At 69.9% G+C, this 18,742-nt stretch carries 9 protein-coding genes; 4 read left to right on the top strand and 5 right to left on the bottom strand.

Annotated features, from left to right (window positions below):
* Nucleotides 1–23: 23 nt before the first annotated feature.
* Genes RI138_RS00945 through fabD form a run of 4 tightly spaced genes read left to right on the top strand, consistent with a single transcriptional unit; the run spans nt 24 to nt 15,112 of the window.
* Nucleotides 24–4,448, top strand: coding sequence for a beta-ketoacyl synthase N-terminal-like domain-containing protein (locus tag RI138_RS00945; RefSeq protein WP_311118332.1), 4,425 nt, complete (start codon nt 24–26; stop codon nt 4,446–4,448).
* A complete protein-coding gene (locus RI138_RS00940) occupies nt 4,441–12,804 on the top strand; it encodes a type I polyketide synthase (RefSeq protein ID WP_311118331.1) in 8,364 nt (2,787 codons plus the stop codon). The genes RI138_RS00945 and RI138_RS00940 overlap by 8 nt, the downstream gene beginning before the upstream one ends.
* Nucleotides 12,801–13,865: a ketoacyl-ACP synthase III family protein gene (locus RI138_RS00935; RefSeq protein ID WP_311118330.1), complete on the top strand. Its 1,065-nt coding sequence runs from the start codon at nt 12,801–12,803 to the stop codon at nt 13,863–13,865. The genes RI138_RS00940 and RI138_RS00935 overlap by 4 nt, the downstream gene beginning before the upstream one ends.
* Nucleotides 13,865–15,112, top strand: a complete 1,248-nt coding sequence (gene fabD, locus RI138_RS00930) for an ACP S-malonyltransferase (RefSeq protein WP_311118329.1) — start codon at nt 13,865–13,867, stop codon at nt 15,110–15,112. The genes RI138_RS00935 and fabD overlap by 1 nt, the downstream gene beginning before the upstream one ends.
* A 93-nt stretch (nt 15,113–15,205) precedes the next feature.
* On the opposite strand, the gene RI138_RS00925 is transcribed toward fabD, so the two are convergent.
* From RI138_RS00925 to RI138_RS00905, 5 genes are read right to left on the bottom strand one after another with little or no spacing between them, the layout of a single operon-like run.
* Nucleotides 15,206–15,838 carry a DUF6875 domain-containing protein gene (locus tag RI138_RS00925; RefSeq protein WP_311118328.1) on the bottom strand — a complete coding sequence of 211 codons (633 nt, stop codon included), beginning with the start codon at nt 15,836–15,838 and terminating at the stop codon, nt 15,206–15,208.
* Nucleotides 15,835–16,398: a hypothetical protein gene (locus tag RI138_RS00920; protein WP_096623735.1), complete on the bottom strand. Its 564-nt coding sequence runs from the start codon at nt 16,396–16,398 to the stop codon at nt 15,835–15,837. The genes RI138_RS00925 and RI138_RS00920 overlap by 4 nt, the downstream gene beginning before the upstream one ends.
* A gap of 9 nt (nt 16,399–16,407) precedes the next feature.
* Nucleotides 16,408–16,608: an MbtH family protein gene (locus RI138_RS00915; RefSeq protein WP_306454798.1), complete on the bottom strand. Its 201-nt coding sequence runs from the start codon at nt 16,606–16,608 to the stop codon at nt 16,408–16,410.
* 43 nt (nt 16,609–16,651) lie between these two features.
* Nucleotides 16,652–16,888: an acyl carrier protein gene (locus RI138_RS00910; protein ID WP_096623731.1), complete on the bottom strand. Its 237-nt coding sequence runs from the start codon at nt 16,886–16,888 to the stop codon at nt 16,652–16,654.
* Complete coding sequence (locus RI138_RS00905; RefSeq protein ID WP_311118327.1) at nt 16,885–18,288, bottom strand: class I adenylate-forming enzyme family protein; 1,404 nt, start codon at nt 18,286–18,288, stop codon at nt 16,885–16,887. The genes RI138_RS00910 and RI138_RS00905 overlap by 4 nt, the downstream gene beginning before the upstream one ends.
* Nucleotides 18,289–18,742: the final 454 nt, after the last annotated feature.

The following is an 18,742-nucleotide window of genomic DNA, read 5'->3' as shown; positions in this document are numbered from 1 at the left end:
CGCGGCCTTCGAAGGGACCGACCATGAAACAGCTGCTGCTCGACTTTCTCTGGTCCCATCTGCGCACGCTCGGCGCGTTCCGTGAATCCGGGCAGACACCGGAGGCCGCACGGGAGGCGGCAGGCCTCGCGCCGGGGTACGGCGCCTGGTTCGAGGAGAGCCTGCGCATCTTCGAGGGGGCCGGCTACATCGATCGGCGGGACGGCAGGATCCTGCTCGACGATGCCATGCGGTTTCGGCCGATCGAGCAGCTGTGGCGCGAGTGGGAGACGGGAAAGCCCGCGTGGCAGCAGAATCCCGACCTCGCGGCCACCCACCTACTGGTAGAGACCACCTTGCGTGCCTTCCCCGACATTCTCAGCGGACGGCGACCGGCCACCGAGGTCATCTTCCCCGGGGGATCGCTGGAGCTGGTGCAGAACGCCTACGCGACCAACCCGGCGTCAGCGTTCTTCAACCAGGTGCTGGCCGCCGACCTGGTGGCGCGGCTGCGACGGCGGGCACGGGTCCTGACGGCGGATGCCGCGCGGATTCTGGAGATCGGCGCCGGCACGGGTGCCACGAGCGCCGTCGTCCTGGAGGCGCTGCGGTCCGCGCAGCTGGACGTGCGCGAGTACTGCTACACCGACATATCAAGGGTCTTCCTGAACCACGCGGAGCGCTCGTTCGGTGCGCAAGCCCCTTGGCTGACCTGCGGAATCCTGGACATCGAGCGCCCGGTGGCGGATCAGGGCCTCGCCCTCGGCGGGTACGACGTCGTGGTCGCCGCCAACGTCCTGCATGCCACCCGGGACATCCGCCACACCCTGCGCAACGCCAAGGCGCTTCTCCAGCCCGGCGGACTGCTGGTCCTGAACGAGCTGACCGCGAACAACCTGCTCAGCCAGTTCTCGTTCGGCCTCCTCGACGGATGGTGGCGCTACGAGGACCCGCACCTGCGTATCCAGGGCAGCCCGCTGCTCTCCACGGCCAACTGGCGGCACGTCCTGACGCAGGAGGGGTTCCGCGCGATCGCTCTGCCCGCGCGGGACGCCGAGGATCTGGGACAGCAGATCATCGTGGCCGAGAGCGACGGCGTCATACGGCAGGCGACCGCCGTACCCCGCCCGTCCGCGCCGCACGTGGCACCGGTGCGCGAGAGCCCGGCGCGGGCCGTGGCCGATCACAGCGCCGGGAGCGGGCCCGGAGACCGGCTGCGCGCCCACATCGAGGCAGTCGCGCTGGATGTGCTGGCAGAGGCGTTGGACATCCCGCGGACGAGGATCGGGCGGGGCGAGCCCTTCTCGGACTACGGGCTCGATTCGATCTTCGCGGTGAACGTGGCCCGTACCCTCGGCGGGACGCTCGGCATCGACCTCGACATCACCGTGCTGTTCGAGCACAACACCCTGGCCGAGCTGGGCGAGTTCATCGTCTCCGAATACGCCGAGGACCTGCGGGACGTGCTTCTGCCGGAGCCCGCATCGCCGGACCGGGCGCCCGACCCCGTGCGGCCTCGACCTCGGCCTGAGATCGACGAGTCCGCGCTCGACGGCATGGCGATCGTCGGCATGTCCGCACGCTTCCCCGGGGCCGACGACATCGACGAGTTCTGGCGGATCGTCGAGCAAGGCAGACGGTGCATCACCGCACCGCCGGAAAAGCGTGCGGACTGGGCGCACCACGGCGACGAGGCAGCCGCACTGCGGGGCGGATTCCTCGACGGGGTGCATGAATTCGATCCTCTGTTCTTCCGCATGTCGATGACCGAGGCGCGCCAGGTGACGCCGGAGCTGCGCCTGCTGTTGATGACGTCGTGGAACGCCGTCGAGGACGCGGGCTACCGGCCGGCCGAACTGCGGAGCCGGCCCACGGGCGTGTTCGTCGCCACGACGCAGAGCGAGTACCGGCCCGCGGCCACGGACCTGATGAGCCTGCCGTCGCCCGCGATGGTGCCCAACCGGATCTCGTACCTGCTCGACCTCAACGGCCCCAGCGAGCAGTGCGACACGACGTGCTCGTCCTCGTTCGTGGCTCTGCACCGGGCGATCCGGTCCATCCGCGACGGCGAGTGCGAGCAGGCGCTCGTCGGCGGGGTGAACCTGGTGATGTCGCCCGCGGGCTTCGGCGGGATGCAGGCCGCGGGGATGCTCAGCCCGCGCGGCGACGTCCGGCCGTTTCAGCAGGGCGCCGACGGTACGGCGCGCGGCGAGGGCGTCGCCGCCGTACTGATCAAACCACTGAGCCGGGCCATGGAGGACGGGGACTTCGTCCACTGCGTCGTGCGCGGCACCGGCGTGGCCCACGGCGGCAGGGGTGTGTCCTTCACGGCACCGAACATCAGGGGCATGAAGACAGCCGTCGCGCACGCCTACGCCGACGCCGGGATCGATCCGGACGCCGTGGACTACATCGAGACCCACGGCATGAGCTCGATGCTGGCGGACAGCGCGGAGCTGGCGGCGCTCGGCGCCGGACTCCGCAGCGAGGACGACAGCGAAGACGTGACGTATCTGGGCAACGTGAAGCCCTGCATCGGGCACACGGAGGTGGTCTCCGGCCTGGCCGCGCTGGTGAAGACCGCGCAGGCGATGCGGCACGGCGTGATCCCGGCGCTCCCGGGCTTCGGGCGGCTGCACAGCGACCTCTCCCTCAAGGGGACGCGGCTGCGCATCGCCGCGCGGAACCTACCATGGCCCGAGCGCACCGACGACGCCGGTCGGCCGCTACCGCGCCGCGCGAGCATGCACAGCTTCGGGATCGGCGGTGTGAACGCGCATGTGGTGCTGGAACAGCACATGGCCTCCGCGAACCTGGACGACGACCCGGGTGCGCAGGTCCTTGTGCTCTCGGCGCGGAGCGCCGACGCTCTGCGCGAGCGGGCGCGCCGGCTGATTCATCGGCTGGCCGAAGCGGATCCGCGCTCCTGGGCGGACATCGCGTACACGTTGCAGGTCGGCCGGGAAGCGATGAGCTGCCGGCTGGCGTTCGTGGCGCGGAGCACTGACGAGGCCGCTCGCGTTCTGGGCGGTTGGCTGGACGGCGACCCGGACACGCTCGCCCATGTGGCGTTCGCCGATGGCGTCGATCCCGCCGCCGGCACCGAGCACGACGGTGAACCGACGCAGCTCGACCACGTAGCAGGACACTGGGCCGCGGGCACATCCATCGACTGGGACCTGATGCATCGCGGCGCTCGACGCAGGCGGATCGCACTGCCCGGGTACCCCTTCGCACGTCTGACGTGTTTCGCCGAGCAGGCGCCGCGGTCGGATCAGGGCTCACACACGGGCGTCGGCCCTCCGGACGGCGAAGCCTTCGTCGCCGACCTCGTCGCCTCGGTGCTGGGCCTGTCGCGCCACGAGATCGACGGCACGAGGTCGCTCGCCGACTACGGTCTGAACTCCCTGCTCCTGGTCGCGATGCTGGGCCGGATAAGCAATGTGTTTCCGGGTTTCCAGCCTGAATGGTGGCAGCCGCATGACACGTTGAACGACGTGGTCGCGAGGCTGTCCGAGGCGGCGGCCCGCTCAACGCGCGGGCAGGCCCCGGAGCTGGTGCGCCTCAACGGCGCGACCGAGGGCAGGCCGGTCTTCTGGATTCACGGCGCCCTCGCCGGCGTCGAGTCCTACCGCACGATCGCCGAGCGGATCGACCGCCCCTTCTACGGCATCCAGGCCCGTGGCCTGCTGACCGAGGACGCGCCGATCGAGGGTGTCACGGCCATGGCCGAGTACTACACCGAGGCCATCCGCTCGGTGCAGCCCGAGGGCCCGTACGACATCGGCGGATTCTGCCTCGGCGGCATCGTGGCCTATGAGGTGACCCGGCGGCTGCAGGCGCAGGGCCAGGAAGTGGCCTCGCTGACGATGGTGGACTCGCCGGACGGGACCGGCCTGGCGAAGTCGAACGCGAACGGGTTCCAGTCGGCGCGGAGCGCGGCTCTGCAGGTCGTCAATTCCTTGCTCTGGCCGGCGGGGGAGAAGGACCCGGCGGTCCTGCGTGCCCGTCTCGTCCACCGGGACGAGGTCGTGGAGGACCTGGACGAGGACGCGTTCGTACTGCGGCTCGCGGAGTTGGCGGCCGAGCGCGGGCTCGCCATGAGACCTGCCCAGATCGCGCGGTTCGTCAGGCGCAACATGGCGATCCAGCTCGCCTACCGGCTCGGCGAGCACACCATCAGGCCTCTGCCGCGGCCGGAAGCCGTGGTGTGCACCTACTTCCGTAACCGGCGCGGGCTCTTCCTGGGCGAGGTCGCACCCTACTTCCAAGTCGCCGGCGAGACCTTCTCCCTCGACCACGTGAACTACCAGCAGGACTGGGGGCGCGAGATGCCGGGCCTTCGCCTGGTGGAGATCGACGCCGCGAACCACATGACGATCCTGAACGACGCGGGGCCGCTCGCCGCGATCGAGGAGACATGCCTGGCGCTCTACGCGTCCGACGAGATCGGGGCTTCCCGTGGCTGACCAGACCGCCGCCCGGACGTACGACCGCCACGAGCCGGTGGCGATCGTCGGCATCGGTTGCCGACTGCCGGCACTGATCGAGGATCCGACCGCACTCTGGCAGGCTCTGCTCAAGGGTGTCGACGCGGTGCGTCAGGTGCCTGCCAACCGGTGGAACGCCACCGCATGGGCCGACGCGGAGGCGTCCGGCCGGGCGGCGAACCGCCGAGGTGGATTCCTCGACGACGTCACGGGATTCGACGCGGAGTACTTCGGCATCCCACCGGCCGAGGCACGGCAGATGGACCCGCAGCAGCGGATCGCCCTGGAGGTGGCGTGCGCCGCAGTCGAGGACGCGCGGCGCTCCACCGCGAGCCTCGCGGGCACGCGCACCGGCGTCTTCATGGGCACGATGTGGCAGGAGTACCCGCTGTTCACACAGGGCGCCACCGAGGCGATCCACGCCCACTCGGCCATCGGCTGGGACAACTCGGTGATCCCGTCCCGCATCGCCTACGCGCTGGGGCTGCGCGGCCCCGCGATGGGCGTGGCGACCGCGTCCAGCTCCTCCCTGGTCGCGGTGCACCTCGCCGTGCAGAGCCTGCGCTCTGGCGAGTCGGACTTCGCCCTCGCCGGCGGCGTCAACCTGATGCTGCATCCGAACACCTCGGTGGCCATGACGAAACTCGGCACACAGAGCCCCGACGGCCTGTGCCGGGCCTTCGACGCCGACGGCGACGGCTACGCCCGGGGCGAGGGCTGCGCGGTGGTCGTGCTGCGCCGACTGTCCGACGCGCTCGCCGACGGCGACCGCGTCTATGCGCTGGTGCACGGCAGCGCCGTCAACAACGACGGCGCGACAGACGGACTGACCGCCCCCAGCCGCGAGGCGCAGACGGAGGTGCTGCGGTCGGCGTGGGAGAACGCCGGGGTCGCGCCGTGTGCGGTGTCGTACGTCGAGGCGCACGGCACGGGCACGCCCCTGGGCGACGTGACGGAGGCGGGCGCGCTCGGCACCGTGTTCGGGCCCGACCGGCCCACGCCGCTGCGCATCGGCTCGGCGAAGACGAACTTCGGCCATCTTGAGCCGGCGGCCGGCGTGCTCGGGCTCGTCAAGGCCGCGCTGGCGGTCCACCACGGCGTCATTCCGCCGAGCCTGCACTTCCGCACACCGAATCCGCGCATCGACTTCTCCGCCGAGCGTCTGGAAGTGGTCACCGAGGCGGCTGCGTGGCCGACCGGGCCGCGGTTCGCGGGGGTGAGCAGCTTCGGATTCGGCGGCACCAACGCGCACATCGCCCTCGGCGAGGCGCCCGAGGGCACGCCGGTACAGGCCTCACCGGATGCGGGCGGTCAGGTCTGCCTGGCGGTGTCCGGCACGAGCCCGCACTCGCTCGCGCGTAACGCCGCGCGGCTGGCGAGCCACCTCGGGCAGTCGCCCGGGACGAGGCTGTCCGACGTCGCCTACTCGCTGGCGACGACCCGCACGCAACACCCCACGCGCGGCGTGGTGATCGCCGGCACGACGGACCAGGCGGTGGCCGGTCTGCGGGCGCTCGCCGCGGAGGAGAGCCACGACGCGGTAGTGACGGGCGCGGCTGCCGGTCGCGGCCGCGTCGCGTTCGTCTTCCCCGGCCAGGGCGCCCAGTGGTGGGGGATGGGCCGGTCGCTGTGGGAGCAGAACGAGGCGTTCCGCGAGGCCGTGACGGCCTGCGACGAGGCCCTCGCCCCGCACACCGGGTTCTCGGTTGCCGCAGTCGTGCGCGGGCAGGACGGACTCGCGCCGCCCTTCACGCGGACGGACGTGGTGCAGCCGGCGCTGTTCGCGATGTATGTCGGTCTCGCCGCGATGTGGCGCGCCTGGGGCGTCGAGCCCTCGGCGGTCGTCGGCCACAGTCAGGGTGAGGTGGCCGCGGCGGTCGTCAGCGGGGCGTTGAGCCTGGCGGACGGCGCTCGCATCGTGGCGTTGCGCGCCCGGGCCGTGCACGATCATGCGCCGGACGGGGCGATGGGGCTCGTGGAGCGCCCGGTGGGCGAAGTCATCGAGGAGCTGGCGGTCTTCGGCGAGGCGCTGTCCGTCGCGGTGGTGAACACCGCGCGATCGACCGTGGTGGCCGGAGACGCCGAGGCGGTGGACCGCTTCCTCGCGCGGATGGAGGCCACCGGCGCGTACTGCCAGCGCGTGGACGTGGACTACGCATCGCACAGCCCGCACATGGATTCGCTGCTGCCCGCGCTGCGCGAGCAGCTCACGGGCCTTGCCACCGCGGATGCGGGGATCGCCTTCTACTCGAGCGTGACGGGGGAGCGGGCAGCCGGTCCGGAGCTCCACGCGGACTACTGGTGCCGCAACCTCCGCGAGCCGGTGCGCTTCGATCGCGCGCTGGAGCGCCTGCGAGCGGACGGGTTCGGGATCTTCGTCGAGGTGAGTCCGCATCCGGTGCTCCAGATAGCCCTGGCACAGGGAACCGAAGCCGACGGGGCGGCCGTCGTGGTGGGGAGCTTGCGCCGCGATCACGGCGGGATCGAACAGGCGCTGCGGGCGCTGGCAGAGCTGCACGTCCAAGGGGTCCCGATCCCATGGGAGCGTGTGTTCACGACCTCGGACACACGCAGGGCGGACCTTCCGACGTACGCGTATCAGCGCCGCAGCTACTGGCTGGACGAACACGACGACGCGATCCCGGTCGTCAGCAGTGCTGCGTGGCGCGAGGATGTGATGGCACTGCCCGAACCCGAGCGTCTGGGATCAATGGTCGCACTCGTCACGGAGGAGGCCGCGGCCCTGCTCGGCCGGCCCGCCGAAGGCGTGCGCCCCGACATGACGCTGCGCGAACAGGGGTTTGACTCCCTCATGGTGGTCGAGCTGCGAAACCGGCTCAGCGCACGCACACGGGTCTCGCTGCCCACAGTGCTCGCCTTCGATTACCCCACACCGCAAGCAATCGCGGCACTGCTGCTGACGCACGCCGGTGCGCAGGACGAGGCCCCGGAAGTCCCGCCCGCCGTCGCCGCGGTGCCCACGCGGCCCGACGATGACGACCCCGTCGTGATCGTGTCCATGGCCTGCCGGCTTCCGGACGCAATCGATACGCCCGAAGCGTTCTGGGAACTGCTCGTCGACGGCCGCGAAGCCTCCTCCCCGTTCCCACCGCGCTGGGACGGGTGGGATCTCGGCACGATCGAGGATGCGGAGCGCGCCGCCACCGGCAGGCGCTTCGAGCGCAAGGGCGGCTTCGTACGCGACGTCGAGGACTTCGACGCGGCGTTCTTCGGGCTCAGCCCGCGTGAGGCGCTGTCCCTGGACCCGCAGCAGCGGCTCGTTCTGGAAGTCGTATGGGAGGCACTTGAGCGCGCCAATCTGCGCACCGCGTCCCTCGAAGGCAGCAACACAGGCGTCTACCTCGGCGCGATGAGTTCGGACTACGACGTCGCCCGGCGCTGGGACGTCGGGAGCAGCGACGGCTACAAGATCACCGGCAACGGGTCGAGCCTGATCTCCGGCCGTGTGGCCTACACACTCGGCCTGTCCGGTCCTGCGCTCACCATCGACACCGCGTGCAGCTCGTCGCTCGTGGCCTTGCGCCTGGCGTGCGAGGCGCTGCGCAGCGGCGAATGCGACCTGGCGTTCGCCGGCGGAGTGACCGTGATGAGCACCCCGCAGATCTTCGTCGAGTTCAGCCGCCTCAATGGGCTCGCGGCCGACGGCCGCTGCAAGAGCTTCGCCGACGACGCCGACGGGACGAGCTGGGCGGAAGGCTGCGGCGTCCTGGTACTCAAGCGGCTTTCGGACGCGAGGCGCGACGGTGACCGTGTGCTGGCCCTCGTGCGGGGCACCGCCATGAACCAGGACGGCCGCAGCCAGGGGCTCACCGCGCCGAACGGACTCGCGCAGCAGCGCGTGCTGCGCAGTGCCTTGGCCGACGGGGGACTGGCCCCGGCCGACATCGACGCCGTCGAAGCGCACGCCACGGGCACCGTGCTCGGCGATCCCATCGAGGCCGGAGCCCTCGCCGCGGTGTTCTCGGGCCGGGTGCGACCCTTGCACCTGGGATCGGCCAAGTCCAACATCGGCCACGCTCAGGCGGCCTCCGGCGTCATCGGCGTCATCAAGATGGTGATGGCGCTTCAGCACGAGTGGCTGCCGCGCACGCTGCACGCGGAAAGGCCGAACACCCGGATCGACTGGACCGGCGGCGAACTGGAGCTCCTGCGGCAGCCGAGGCGGTGGCCGCGGACACGGAGGGTCCGCCGCGCCGGCATCAGCTCATTCGGTATCAGTGGCACGAACACGCACGTCATCATCGAAGAAGCACCGGAGACCGTGGCCCAGGACCGGCCTGGCGACGATCTCGTCCACCCGTTGGTGATCTCAGGCACCGACGTGGCCGCCCTGCTTGCGCAGGCCCGGCACTGGGCCGAGTGGCTCGACGCGCGGCCCGCCGCGTCGATGCGAGACATCGCCTACACCTCCGCCGTCGGCCGGACGCACTTCGACGCGCGCGCCGTGGTCTTCGCGGGCAACGCCATGGACGCCGCCGAAGCCCTGCGAGCGGTCGAGCCCGGCTCCGGCACGGCGCCCGGGGAGATCGCCTTCGTATTCGGTGGACAGGACGCGCAGCCGCCAGCGATGAACAGTCAACTGCTGGAGCAGAGCGCGGTCTTCCGTGACACCGTGGCGGCGTGCGACGCGGTCCTCTCGCCGTTGACCGGCTGGTCCGTGCTGAAGGTGTTGCGCGGTGAGGAGGTCCGGAACAGTCCGGATGTGGTGCCGTGCACGCTGTTCGCGACACATCTCGGACGTGCGGCGCTGTGGCGCAGCTGGGGTGTGGAGCCGGCGGCGGTGGTGGGCGACGCACAGGGCGAGGTCGCCGCCGCCGTGGTGAGCGGGGCGTTGAGCTTGGAGGACGGCGCCCGCGTCATTCGGGCTCGCGCGCGCTCGGGGGACGCGGTCGGCGGTGCGATTTCAGGGATTGTCCCCGCCCGGACTTCCATCCCCTTCCGTTCGCGTCTGACGGGCGAGGTCGTGCCGGGCACGGAACTCGGCGGCGACTACTGGTTCCGCGACCTGCCGGAGCCGGAGCCCACGGGGCTCGACCGCGCGCTGGAGCGGCTGCGCGGCGAGGGCTTCGGAGCGTTCGTCGAGGTCGGCCCACCCTCCGAAGGAGCCTCGGGCGGCGTGGACCAGCTCTGGAGAGCGGCCGCCACGTTGTTCGAGCGGGGCTTCCCTCTGGACTGGGAGCGAGTCCTCGGGTCCCGTGGCGCCGGCAAGGTCGACGTTCCGACGTACGCGTTCCAACGTCAACGCTTCTGGCTCGGCGAGCTTCCGGCCGGGCCCAGTGCGGTGACGGTGGGTCAGTCCGCGGACGGCCACCCGTGGTTCGACGCGATCACGACTCTCGCCGGCAGCGGCGGTCACCTGTTCACCGGCCGGCTGTCGCTCGACGATGGCCCGTGGCTGGCCGATCACGTCGTCGGCGGGCAGGTCTACGTGCCGGGTGCGGGATTGGTCGACGCCGCGCTGTTCGCCGCCCGGGCCGCGGGTGCCGACGCCGTGGCAGACCTGACGCTGCTGGAGCCGGTCGTCCTGCTTCCCGGCCGCGCGCTGCGGATCCAGGCCACCGTCGGCGATCCGGAGGCGCACGGACGACGCCCCTTCGCGTTCCACAGCCAACCCGAGGACACGGATGAGCCGCTGATCTGGCAGCAGCACGTGACCGGAGAGTGCGTGATCCGCACGTCCGGCGGCGCCACGATGCCGCCGGACCTCGACCACTGGCCGGTGCCCGATGCCCGGGCGCTCGACATCGAAGCCTTCTACGGGCGCGCCCTCGCGAACGGGCTCGACTACGGCCCGGCTTTCCGAGGACTGCGCGAACTCGCTTGCCGCGACGGTGTCTACTACGCGCGGGTATCCCTCCCGGACGTGCTGGATCCGGCCGACCACGGACTGCATCCGTCGCTGTTCGACGCGGCACTGCAGGTCGTCGTCGCCGGTCTGATGGAGGCGGGTGCGGCTCCTGGGCCGCTCGTCCCGTTCATCTGGTCGGACGTCGAGCTGTTCCGTGCCGCGGGCAGAGAGCTGACCGTGCGCGTGTCGTTCGAATCCGGCGGAGACGAGGACCTCGCGCCGGCCACCGTATGGCTGGCCGACCCGGCAGGCCACCTGGTGGCCCGGATCGGCAGACTGAAGTTCCAGCACGGCAGGCGTCGCGGGCACCCGTTCGCCGAGCACCTCTACCGCGTCGGCTTCGAACGCCTACACCCCGTGGCCGAAATCCCCGACCCTGCGGGCACCCTCGTGGTCGGCGACGCAGAAGTGGGCGCGGGGCTCGGCGCCGACGCCGTACCCGACCTGGACGCCCTCGTGAAGCGGCTCGATGACCGCGCGGACACGCCTCGGCGACTGCTGTTCGCGCTGCCCGACTGCGCGTCCGCTCAGTGGCACGATCCGGAACGGAGCGCCGCCGAAGCCCTGCGGACGCTTCAGGTGTGCCTCGGCGATGCCCGGCTCCAGGGCGCGGAGCTCGTCTGGATCACCCGTGACGCAGTGTCATCGAGCCCGGACGACCAGGTAGGAAACTGGGCCCATGCCGCAGTGTGGGGCATGGTGCGCACGGCCCGCACGGAACAACCTGAGCGCGTCGTGCGCCTGATCGACCTCGATCCCGGCGCCCCGGACTTCCGGCTCCTGGCGCACGTGATCGGGACCGGCGGCGAGCCGGAGTGCGTGCTGCGCGGCGAGAGCGCCCACGTGCCACGGGCAAGGCCGACGGTCGAGGAGGTCGACGCGCTCGTCCTGCCGGACGAAGGCGGCTGGCACCTGAATCAGCGGGAGGACGATCAGCTGGACGTCATCGCCGCCACGCACGAGGAGGGGCCGCCGGAGCCGGTCGCGCCGTGGGAAGTCCGCGTCGAGGTGCGCGCCGCCGGGATGAGCCCGGGGCACGCAAAGGTCCTGGAGTTCGCGGGGATCGCCATGGAGGTCGGCAGCGGCGTCACCTCCGTACACGCGGGTGACCGGGTCATGGGCAGTGCGGCAGGCGCGCTCGGCCATCGGATCCGCGTGGACGGTGCCGCCCTCAGGCCGATGCCCGCGAACCTCACCTTCGCCCAGGCGGCCGCTGATCCGTCCGCCCCCGATTCGAGGCAGGACAAGGGGGCGTTCACTGCCTTCGACGTACGCGACGCGCCGTATGCCCTGCGCCACGCGCGGCAGAACGCCGCGCACAGGACCGTGCTGGCCTTGCCGCGCGCCCTCGACCCGGACGGCACGGTGCTGATCACCGGCGGTCTCGGCGAGCTCGGCAGTGCGCTCGCCGCGCACCTGGTCCGCGCGCACGGAGCGCGGCGGCTCGTGCTGCTGTCGCGGCGCGGTGGCAACGCCCCCGAAGCCGGCTCGTTCGTGCGGGAGCTCGAAGCCGCGGGCGCCGAGCGAGTGGACCTGGTCGCGGGTGACGTCGCGGACCGGGCCGCGGTGGCCGCGGTACTGGAAGGGATCCACCCGAGCCATCCCCTCACGGCCGTGTTCCACCTCGCCGGCGTGCTCGACGACGGACTGGTGGAGGGCTTCACCGCGGAGCGGCTGCACCGGGTGATGGCACCCAAGGTCCAGGGCGCGCGCCTGCTGGACGAGTTGACCGAGCGGCTGGACCTGGCCGCGTTCGTACTCTTCTCCTCGGCGGCCGGAACGCTGGGCACCGCAGGACAGGGCGGGTACGCCGCGGCGAACGCGACGCTGGACGCACTGGCGGCCAACCGGCGCAAGCGGGGTCTGGCGGGACTCAGCCTCGCTTTCGGGCTCTGGGAGCAGGCCGGAGTGGGCATGACCGCCCACCTCGGCAAGGCCGAGCTGGGACGCCTGCGGCGTCAGGGGATCGGCGCCCTGACCTTGGCCGAGGGGCTGAACGCCCTGGATATCGCACTCGCGCGGCCCGAGACCCAGCTGATGCCCGTGCGCCTGGAACTGGCATCGTTGCGACACGCGCTCGGCGACGCGGAAGCGCCTCCCTTGCTGCGCGACATGCTGCGGCGCACAACTGAAGGGCGCCGAGCCGGAGTTTCCGGGACCGCAGAGTCGCTCGATACGCGGATGGCGGACGCCTCCGAAGCCGAACGTCCGGCTCTGCTGCTGGACCTCGTCCGCGGCGAAGTCGCCGACGTGCTCGGCCTGCCCGGACCTGACAGCGTGCCGGCCGACAGAGCACTGCGTTCCCTCGGGATCGACTCGCTCACCATGGTCCAGTTGCGCAAGCGCCTCGCCAAGCGGCTGAACACCACACTGCCCGCCACACTGGTGTTCGACTACCCGACCGCCGAGGCCATCGCCGGGCTCCTGCTCCGCGACGCCACCACCCTGAGAGGGAACGAGAAGTGAAGACAGAGGCCCTGTTCATCGCGGGTACCGCAACCTACCTGCCCCCGGCGACCAAGGTCGAACAGGCGGTCGCCGACGGCCGGTTCGACGCACAGGACGCCGAGGACACGCAGCTCCAGTCGGTCTGCGAGGCCACGGACGAAGCTCCGCCCGAGATGGCAGTGGCCGCTGCCAGGGACGCCCTGGAAAGGTCGGGTCACCGGGCCGAGGACATCGCGCTGCTGTTGCACGCCTGCGTGTACTTCCAAGGCCTTGAGCTCTACCCGACGGCTTCCTACATCCACCGCGAAGTACTCGGGGACCATTCGGCGCTCGCCTTCGAGGTCAAGAACGCTTCCAACGGCTGCATGACCGCGTTGGACATCGCGGCGCGCTCCCTCCAGGCCACCGACGACGTGGCGGCGCTGGTGACCACCGCCGACAAGGTCGGTCCGCCGGCGATCGACCGCTGGAACAGCGACATCGGCATCGTCCCCGGCGACGGCGCGTCGGCGATGGTGCTCAGCAAGAGGTCCGGGTTCGCACAGGTCCTGAGCACCTCCACGGTGTCGGATCCCACCCTTGAGCGCCTGCATCGCGGGGACGCGCCCTTTACGCCTCACCACGACCCCACGCTCCCCATCGACCTGCGTCTGCGCAAACTGCAGTACCTGGGCGACGTGGAGCTCGACGAGTTCACCCGCCGGTTCCGGGCCGGCCTCAGCGACTGCGTCAATCGAGCCCTGCACCACGCGCACGTGCGTCTGGGTGATGTCGCCCGGTTCGTCGTTCCGCACTTCGGACGCATCGTGCTGCAGCGCGAGGTCCTCGCCGCACTCGATATCGACCTCGATCTGACGACCTGGTCCTGGGGCCGCACAGTCGGCCACCTCGGCGCGGGCGACCAGATCGCCGGACTCGACCACCTCGTGCAGGAGCGTGCCGTAGACGTCGGCGACCTCTGCATGCTGCTCGGCGTCGGCGCCGGCTTCACCTGGACGTGCGCCGTGGTCCGGATCACCGAGCTTCCCGCGTGGCCGACGCAGCCGACCGGATCCCACCTCGGGGGCGGGCGGATCTGATGCGCGCTCACGTGTTCCCGGGACAGGGCATCCAGAAGAAGGGGATGGGACGAAGCCTGTTCGGAAGGTTCCCCGACCTCCGCTGCCGCGCCGACCGGGTGCTCGGATACCCGATCGAAGAGCTCTGTCTGGAAAACCCGGAACGACGGCTGTCCGAGACCGCGTACGCGCAGCCCGCGATCTACGTCGTCAACGCGCTGCACTGGTCAGCGGCGCAGGAGGACCTGCCACCCGCGGACTTCTTCGCGGGCCACAGCCTCGGCGAGTACAGCGCACTGTTCGCGGCGGGCGCCTTCGACTTCGAAACCGGCCTGACGCTGGTGCAACGCCGTGCGGAACTGATGAGCCAGGTCAGCGGCGGTGCGATGGCCGCAGTCGTCGGTGTCTGCGAACAGATCGTCGAGGAGACCCTGAAGCAGCACGATGCCACCGGCGTCGTCATCGCCAACTACAACGCGCCCGATCAGTTCGTGCTCTCCGGCAGCCACGAGGAACTGGCGCGGATCAAGTCGGCCTTCGAGAAGGTGGAGGGTGTCCGAGGCTTCGTCCCGGTCCGAGTCAGCGGACCTTTCCACTCGCCGGCGATGGCCCCGGCCGCCGCGCGCTTCCGCGACCTGCTGGCCTCGGTCGACCTGGGTGAACTGCGGACACCGGTCATCTCCAACGTGACCGGCCGGCCGTTCGGTCCCGATGCGCGGGAAGTCCGCGAATTGCTCGCCGAGCAGATCGCCAAGCCCGTCCGATGGACCGACTGCATCCGGTATCTGCGGGACGCAGGCGTGTCGGTTTTCACGGAACTGGGCGAATCGAAGGTGCTCACCTCGCTCATCGACCGGATCACCACCGTGCAGGAGCCTGCGCCCGACCCACGCCGAGACCTGGTCGAGCGCATCAAGCGCGAGGTCCTCCGGCCGGAGATCGGCGACGAGGCGCTGGGCTTCGACGAGGACGCGTCGTTCCGGCAGCTCGGCCTGAACTCCATCATCTACGTGCGCCTGGCCCGCCGGGTCGGGACGGTCCTCGGCGTTCCGATCAAGCCGGACGTCATCTTCCAGCACCGTTCCTGCGCCGCCCTGGCGGACTACCTCCTGACCCGCGACGACATCGCCCGAGCCGCAGCGCCCGAGGACCCACCCGCGCCGCTGCGGGAATACCAGGACGAACGGGTGACGGCCCTGCTGCGCGACTGCGCGGACGGGACCCTCAGCGTCGACCGGACCATCGAGGCGATCCGCGCCCTCGTGTGAGGAGCGCCGAACGCGCCACCACTTCGTCCGGCGTTCGCATCGACATCGGCATCGACATGGGCAGGTCGTTTTCCGGTCGGTAGCAGAAGATCGTTATGACGCCTTGCCGTAAGCCTGCTCGCTCTCCCGGTAGCGCTCCACCAGAAGCGGATCCATCAGGGTGGAATCCGGTCCGTAGAACTTGCCGAACTTCTCCCGGTACTTCTGGAACCAGTGCGGCCGTTCGGACAGGAAGAAGACATCGTGGAGGGCGATGGCGCGGATCGCGAGGACCGGCACCGGTGCCCGGCTCACCACGAAGCGGGGGTTGCGCGCCGCCGTCACATCGCAGTTCTCGTGGAACTGGCCGATCATGAGTCCCCGCGCCACGAAGTCGTCCTTGACGTGCGCCTGGGCCAGGTCGAGCAGTCCGGTGTCCTCGCTGCGGAGGTCGGGGAGGACGATCACCATGGCCTGGAGCATGGGATTGCGGCCCTGCCAGGTCGTCAGCTCGTACTCTCGCAGACTGCTGTGTGCGATCTCCTCGACCAGTTCGAGGCTCGGCGCGTGCCCGACCAGCCGTAGACGAACCTCCAACGTCCGGTTCCTGCGGGAAGGTGACACGAACGGACAGATCGGTCCCGTGCGGCCGATCTCCGGATGGCTCGCCGATATGTACTCCGTCAGCCAGGAGTCGACCGACTCCAGCGCGGACTCGAAGTCGACGACGGATGCCTTGGGCGTCATGACGTACCCGTCAGGTCGACGACGCGATCGATGGCGATACGGGCGAGCCGATGGATCTCGGACGCCTCCGGAATGCGGGTGTTGATGAAGCTGAGGATGCCGTCCGTCGGCACGATCACCCACGCGGTCTCGATACGGAAGTGGTCGACGGTGGACAGCCAGCGCACCAGGAAGCCGCCGTCCCCCAGCTCGATCGGCTCCACAGCCACCTTCGTGATGTCGAGCTGCACGCCGTCGTTCAGCCCCATCCGGTAGTGCGAGCAGTCGCGGACCGCGTCGAGGAGTTCCTGGTACACCTGTCGGCAGGCTCCGTCGCCGAACTGCGCGACATGATGGAAGACCACCGAACCCACGATGTTCGTGAACAGTGCGGAGGCGTGATGTGTCGTCTCGGGGTGCGTGCCATGCGTGAGCATGTTCGTCAGGTCGACGATGGTCCGCCCCGAGGCGTCGCCGGAGACGAAGACGGGATCGTAAGCGGCGCTCGGCTCCTCGCCGTAGAACGACTCCTCCAGATCCTCTTCGCCCAGCAGCAGTTGTGAGAATGCGGCGTCGTCCATCACGTTCTCCTATCGGCGTACGAGGCTCAGCGGGCGCATGTCGGTCCAGTGCTCCTCGACGTAGGCGAGGCAGGTCGGGCGGTCGGTCTCGGCGAGCACGACCGTCCAGCCCGCGGGTACCTCGGCGAACGCGGGCCACAGCGAGTGCTGGCCCTCGTCGTTGACGAGGACGTGGAAGGTGCCGTCGGGGCTCTCGAAGGGGTTGCTCATCACTGCTCCCTGCGTAAACGGTCGAGGCGGGGGGACGGGTTGGTCATTTCTCTTCCAGAAGCGTCATCACGTACTTGTGGATGCCGTTGATGGACGTGAACAGCGCCATGTCCTCGAACTGCGGGTCGATGACGACACCGTGCCGATCCTCCAGTCCGTGCTGGAGGACGACCAGCGTGAACGAGTCGATGGCCAGCTCGGCATCGTCCGGTAGTTCCTCGGGCGGTCCAAGTCCCGCACTCTCGGACAGAATCGTTCTGATGTCGTTCTTCGAGATCACCGGTCCCCCTGTGTCTGCGATGACAATTCCGACTTGACGTGCTCGTGCATCAGCGCACGGTCGCGGACCAGCTTTCCCATGGAGTTCCTCGGCAGCCGCTTCGCGACGAAGAACCGCTTGGGATTCTTTGCCGGGCTCAGCCGCTCACGGCACCAGGCGACGAGTTCGTCCGAGGCAAGTTCCTGGTCGGTCCCCACGAACGCCTCGATGACCTCCCCATGGGTCACCACCGTCTCGGTCACCCGAGGGTGATCCAGCAGGACGGTCTCCACCTCCGCGAGGTCGACCTTGAGCCCGCCCACGACGGCCAGGGAGTCGGCCCGGCCGAGCATGGTGAGAACCCCGGTCGCCGGGTCCTGGCGTACCCGGTCGTAGGTCCGCAGCCAACCGTCCGCGAAACGGTCGGTGTGCCCGCCGTACAGATACGGCGACTGCTTCATCCGGACGAAGAGTTCCTCGTCGACCACCTTCACCTCGGCCCCCGGTACCGGGGGCCCCAGCTGAGGAGGCACGGACGCACCGGACAGGTCGCCCGCGATCAGCCCGAACTCGGTCACACCGTAGACCGGACTGATCGGCAGGCCGAAGTGTGTGCGGAACCGGTCATGGGTTTCCTGCGGCACCCGTTCACCGCCGGACACCGCGAGCCGCAGCGCGGGAAGCTCCGGCCGGCTCTCGACCCGGGACAGCAGGTCGTAGTGAACGGGGGTTCCGTAGACGGCGGACGTGTCGGTTCGAGCCATCATGCGCACCACTTCGGCCGGGCGGAGCGTCGGTGGGACGATCAGGGTCGCCCCGGCCGCGAGAGCATGCAGCACACCGCTGACCAGGCCCATGTTGTGCATGACCGAGTTCAGCAGCATCACCCGCTCCCCCTTGCCGGGGATTCCGGGCACTGCACCGTGCCGGTCGATCTCGGCCAGTACGGAGTCGGCCGGTCGGCCGATCACCTTGGGCCGGCCCGTCGAGCCCGAGCTGAACTGCACCAGACGGACGCCGTCGACGGCCGGCCGGCCGTTCGGCAGTCGCTGGACGGAGAAGCCTGACTCCTGCCGGAATCCGGCCACCGGACCGCCGGCCCCGGCCGCGGCGACGAGGTACTGCGGACGCACCAGGTCGCTCAGCGGCTCGTATTCGGCCGGCTTCAGCCGGAAGTCGACCAGAACCACCTGTGCGCCACGGCTCCACAGGGCCAACAGCACGTGCAGATAGGTGAAACTCGGTTTCATCCGCAGAAGAACCGAGCTGCCTTCGGTAATGCCCTGCTCCCGAAAGCGTTCACCGAGATCAGCGACCGACGTGCGTAACTGCCCCCGAGTTACCGGGGCGCTGGAGACGGCCCACAGCTCGTCATCCGCGCCCGGGCTCAGCAGATGGCTTCCCCACCATGTGTTTGCCATGCACGCTTCCTTTTGCAAAAGGAGGTCAGCGAAACGTTCGATCCGGCATTTAGCGAGGGTGAAACTAGCACCACCGTGAAACGTCGGGCAAGCACTCCATGATCAGTGAGGGCCCGCCCGTATAAAGAGTCCGGCTAAAGAGTCCAGGGGCTTTGGTCCGCTTCGGCCGGTGGTCGGGCGCCGCCGACTGTCGTGGCCGTGCACGCTCCCACCGCTCGCCGATCGATCTCCTGTCCCGCCGGCGGGACATGTGCGTGGCATATCCCGAATGGATTCCTTGACCCTCCGAGGATCCCGGGTTAGGTTGCCCATTGATTGTTTCCCGGGCTGTTGTGCCCGATTCCCATGCGCACGGCGAAACCCGTCGCCCCGATGGTCCGGCGGTCGCCGTTCTCCTGTTACCCGGTCGGATTTACTAAGAGTTCTCCGGGCCGTTACGAGCTTTTCATTCCTG

Origin of the sequence: Streptomyces durocortorensis (assembly GCF_031760065.1) — a bacterium.
Taxonomy (GTDB): domain Bacteria; phylum Actinomycetota; class Actinomycetes; order Streptomycetales; family Streptomycetaceae; genus Streptomyces.
The sequence above is the reverse complement of the archived record's forward strand: the minus strand, read 5'-3'. Positions and strand labels throughout refer to the sequence as shown.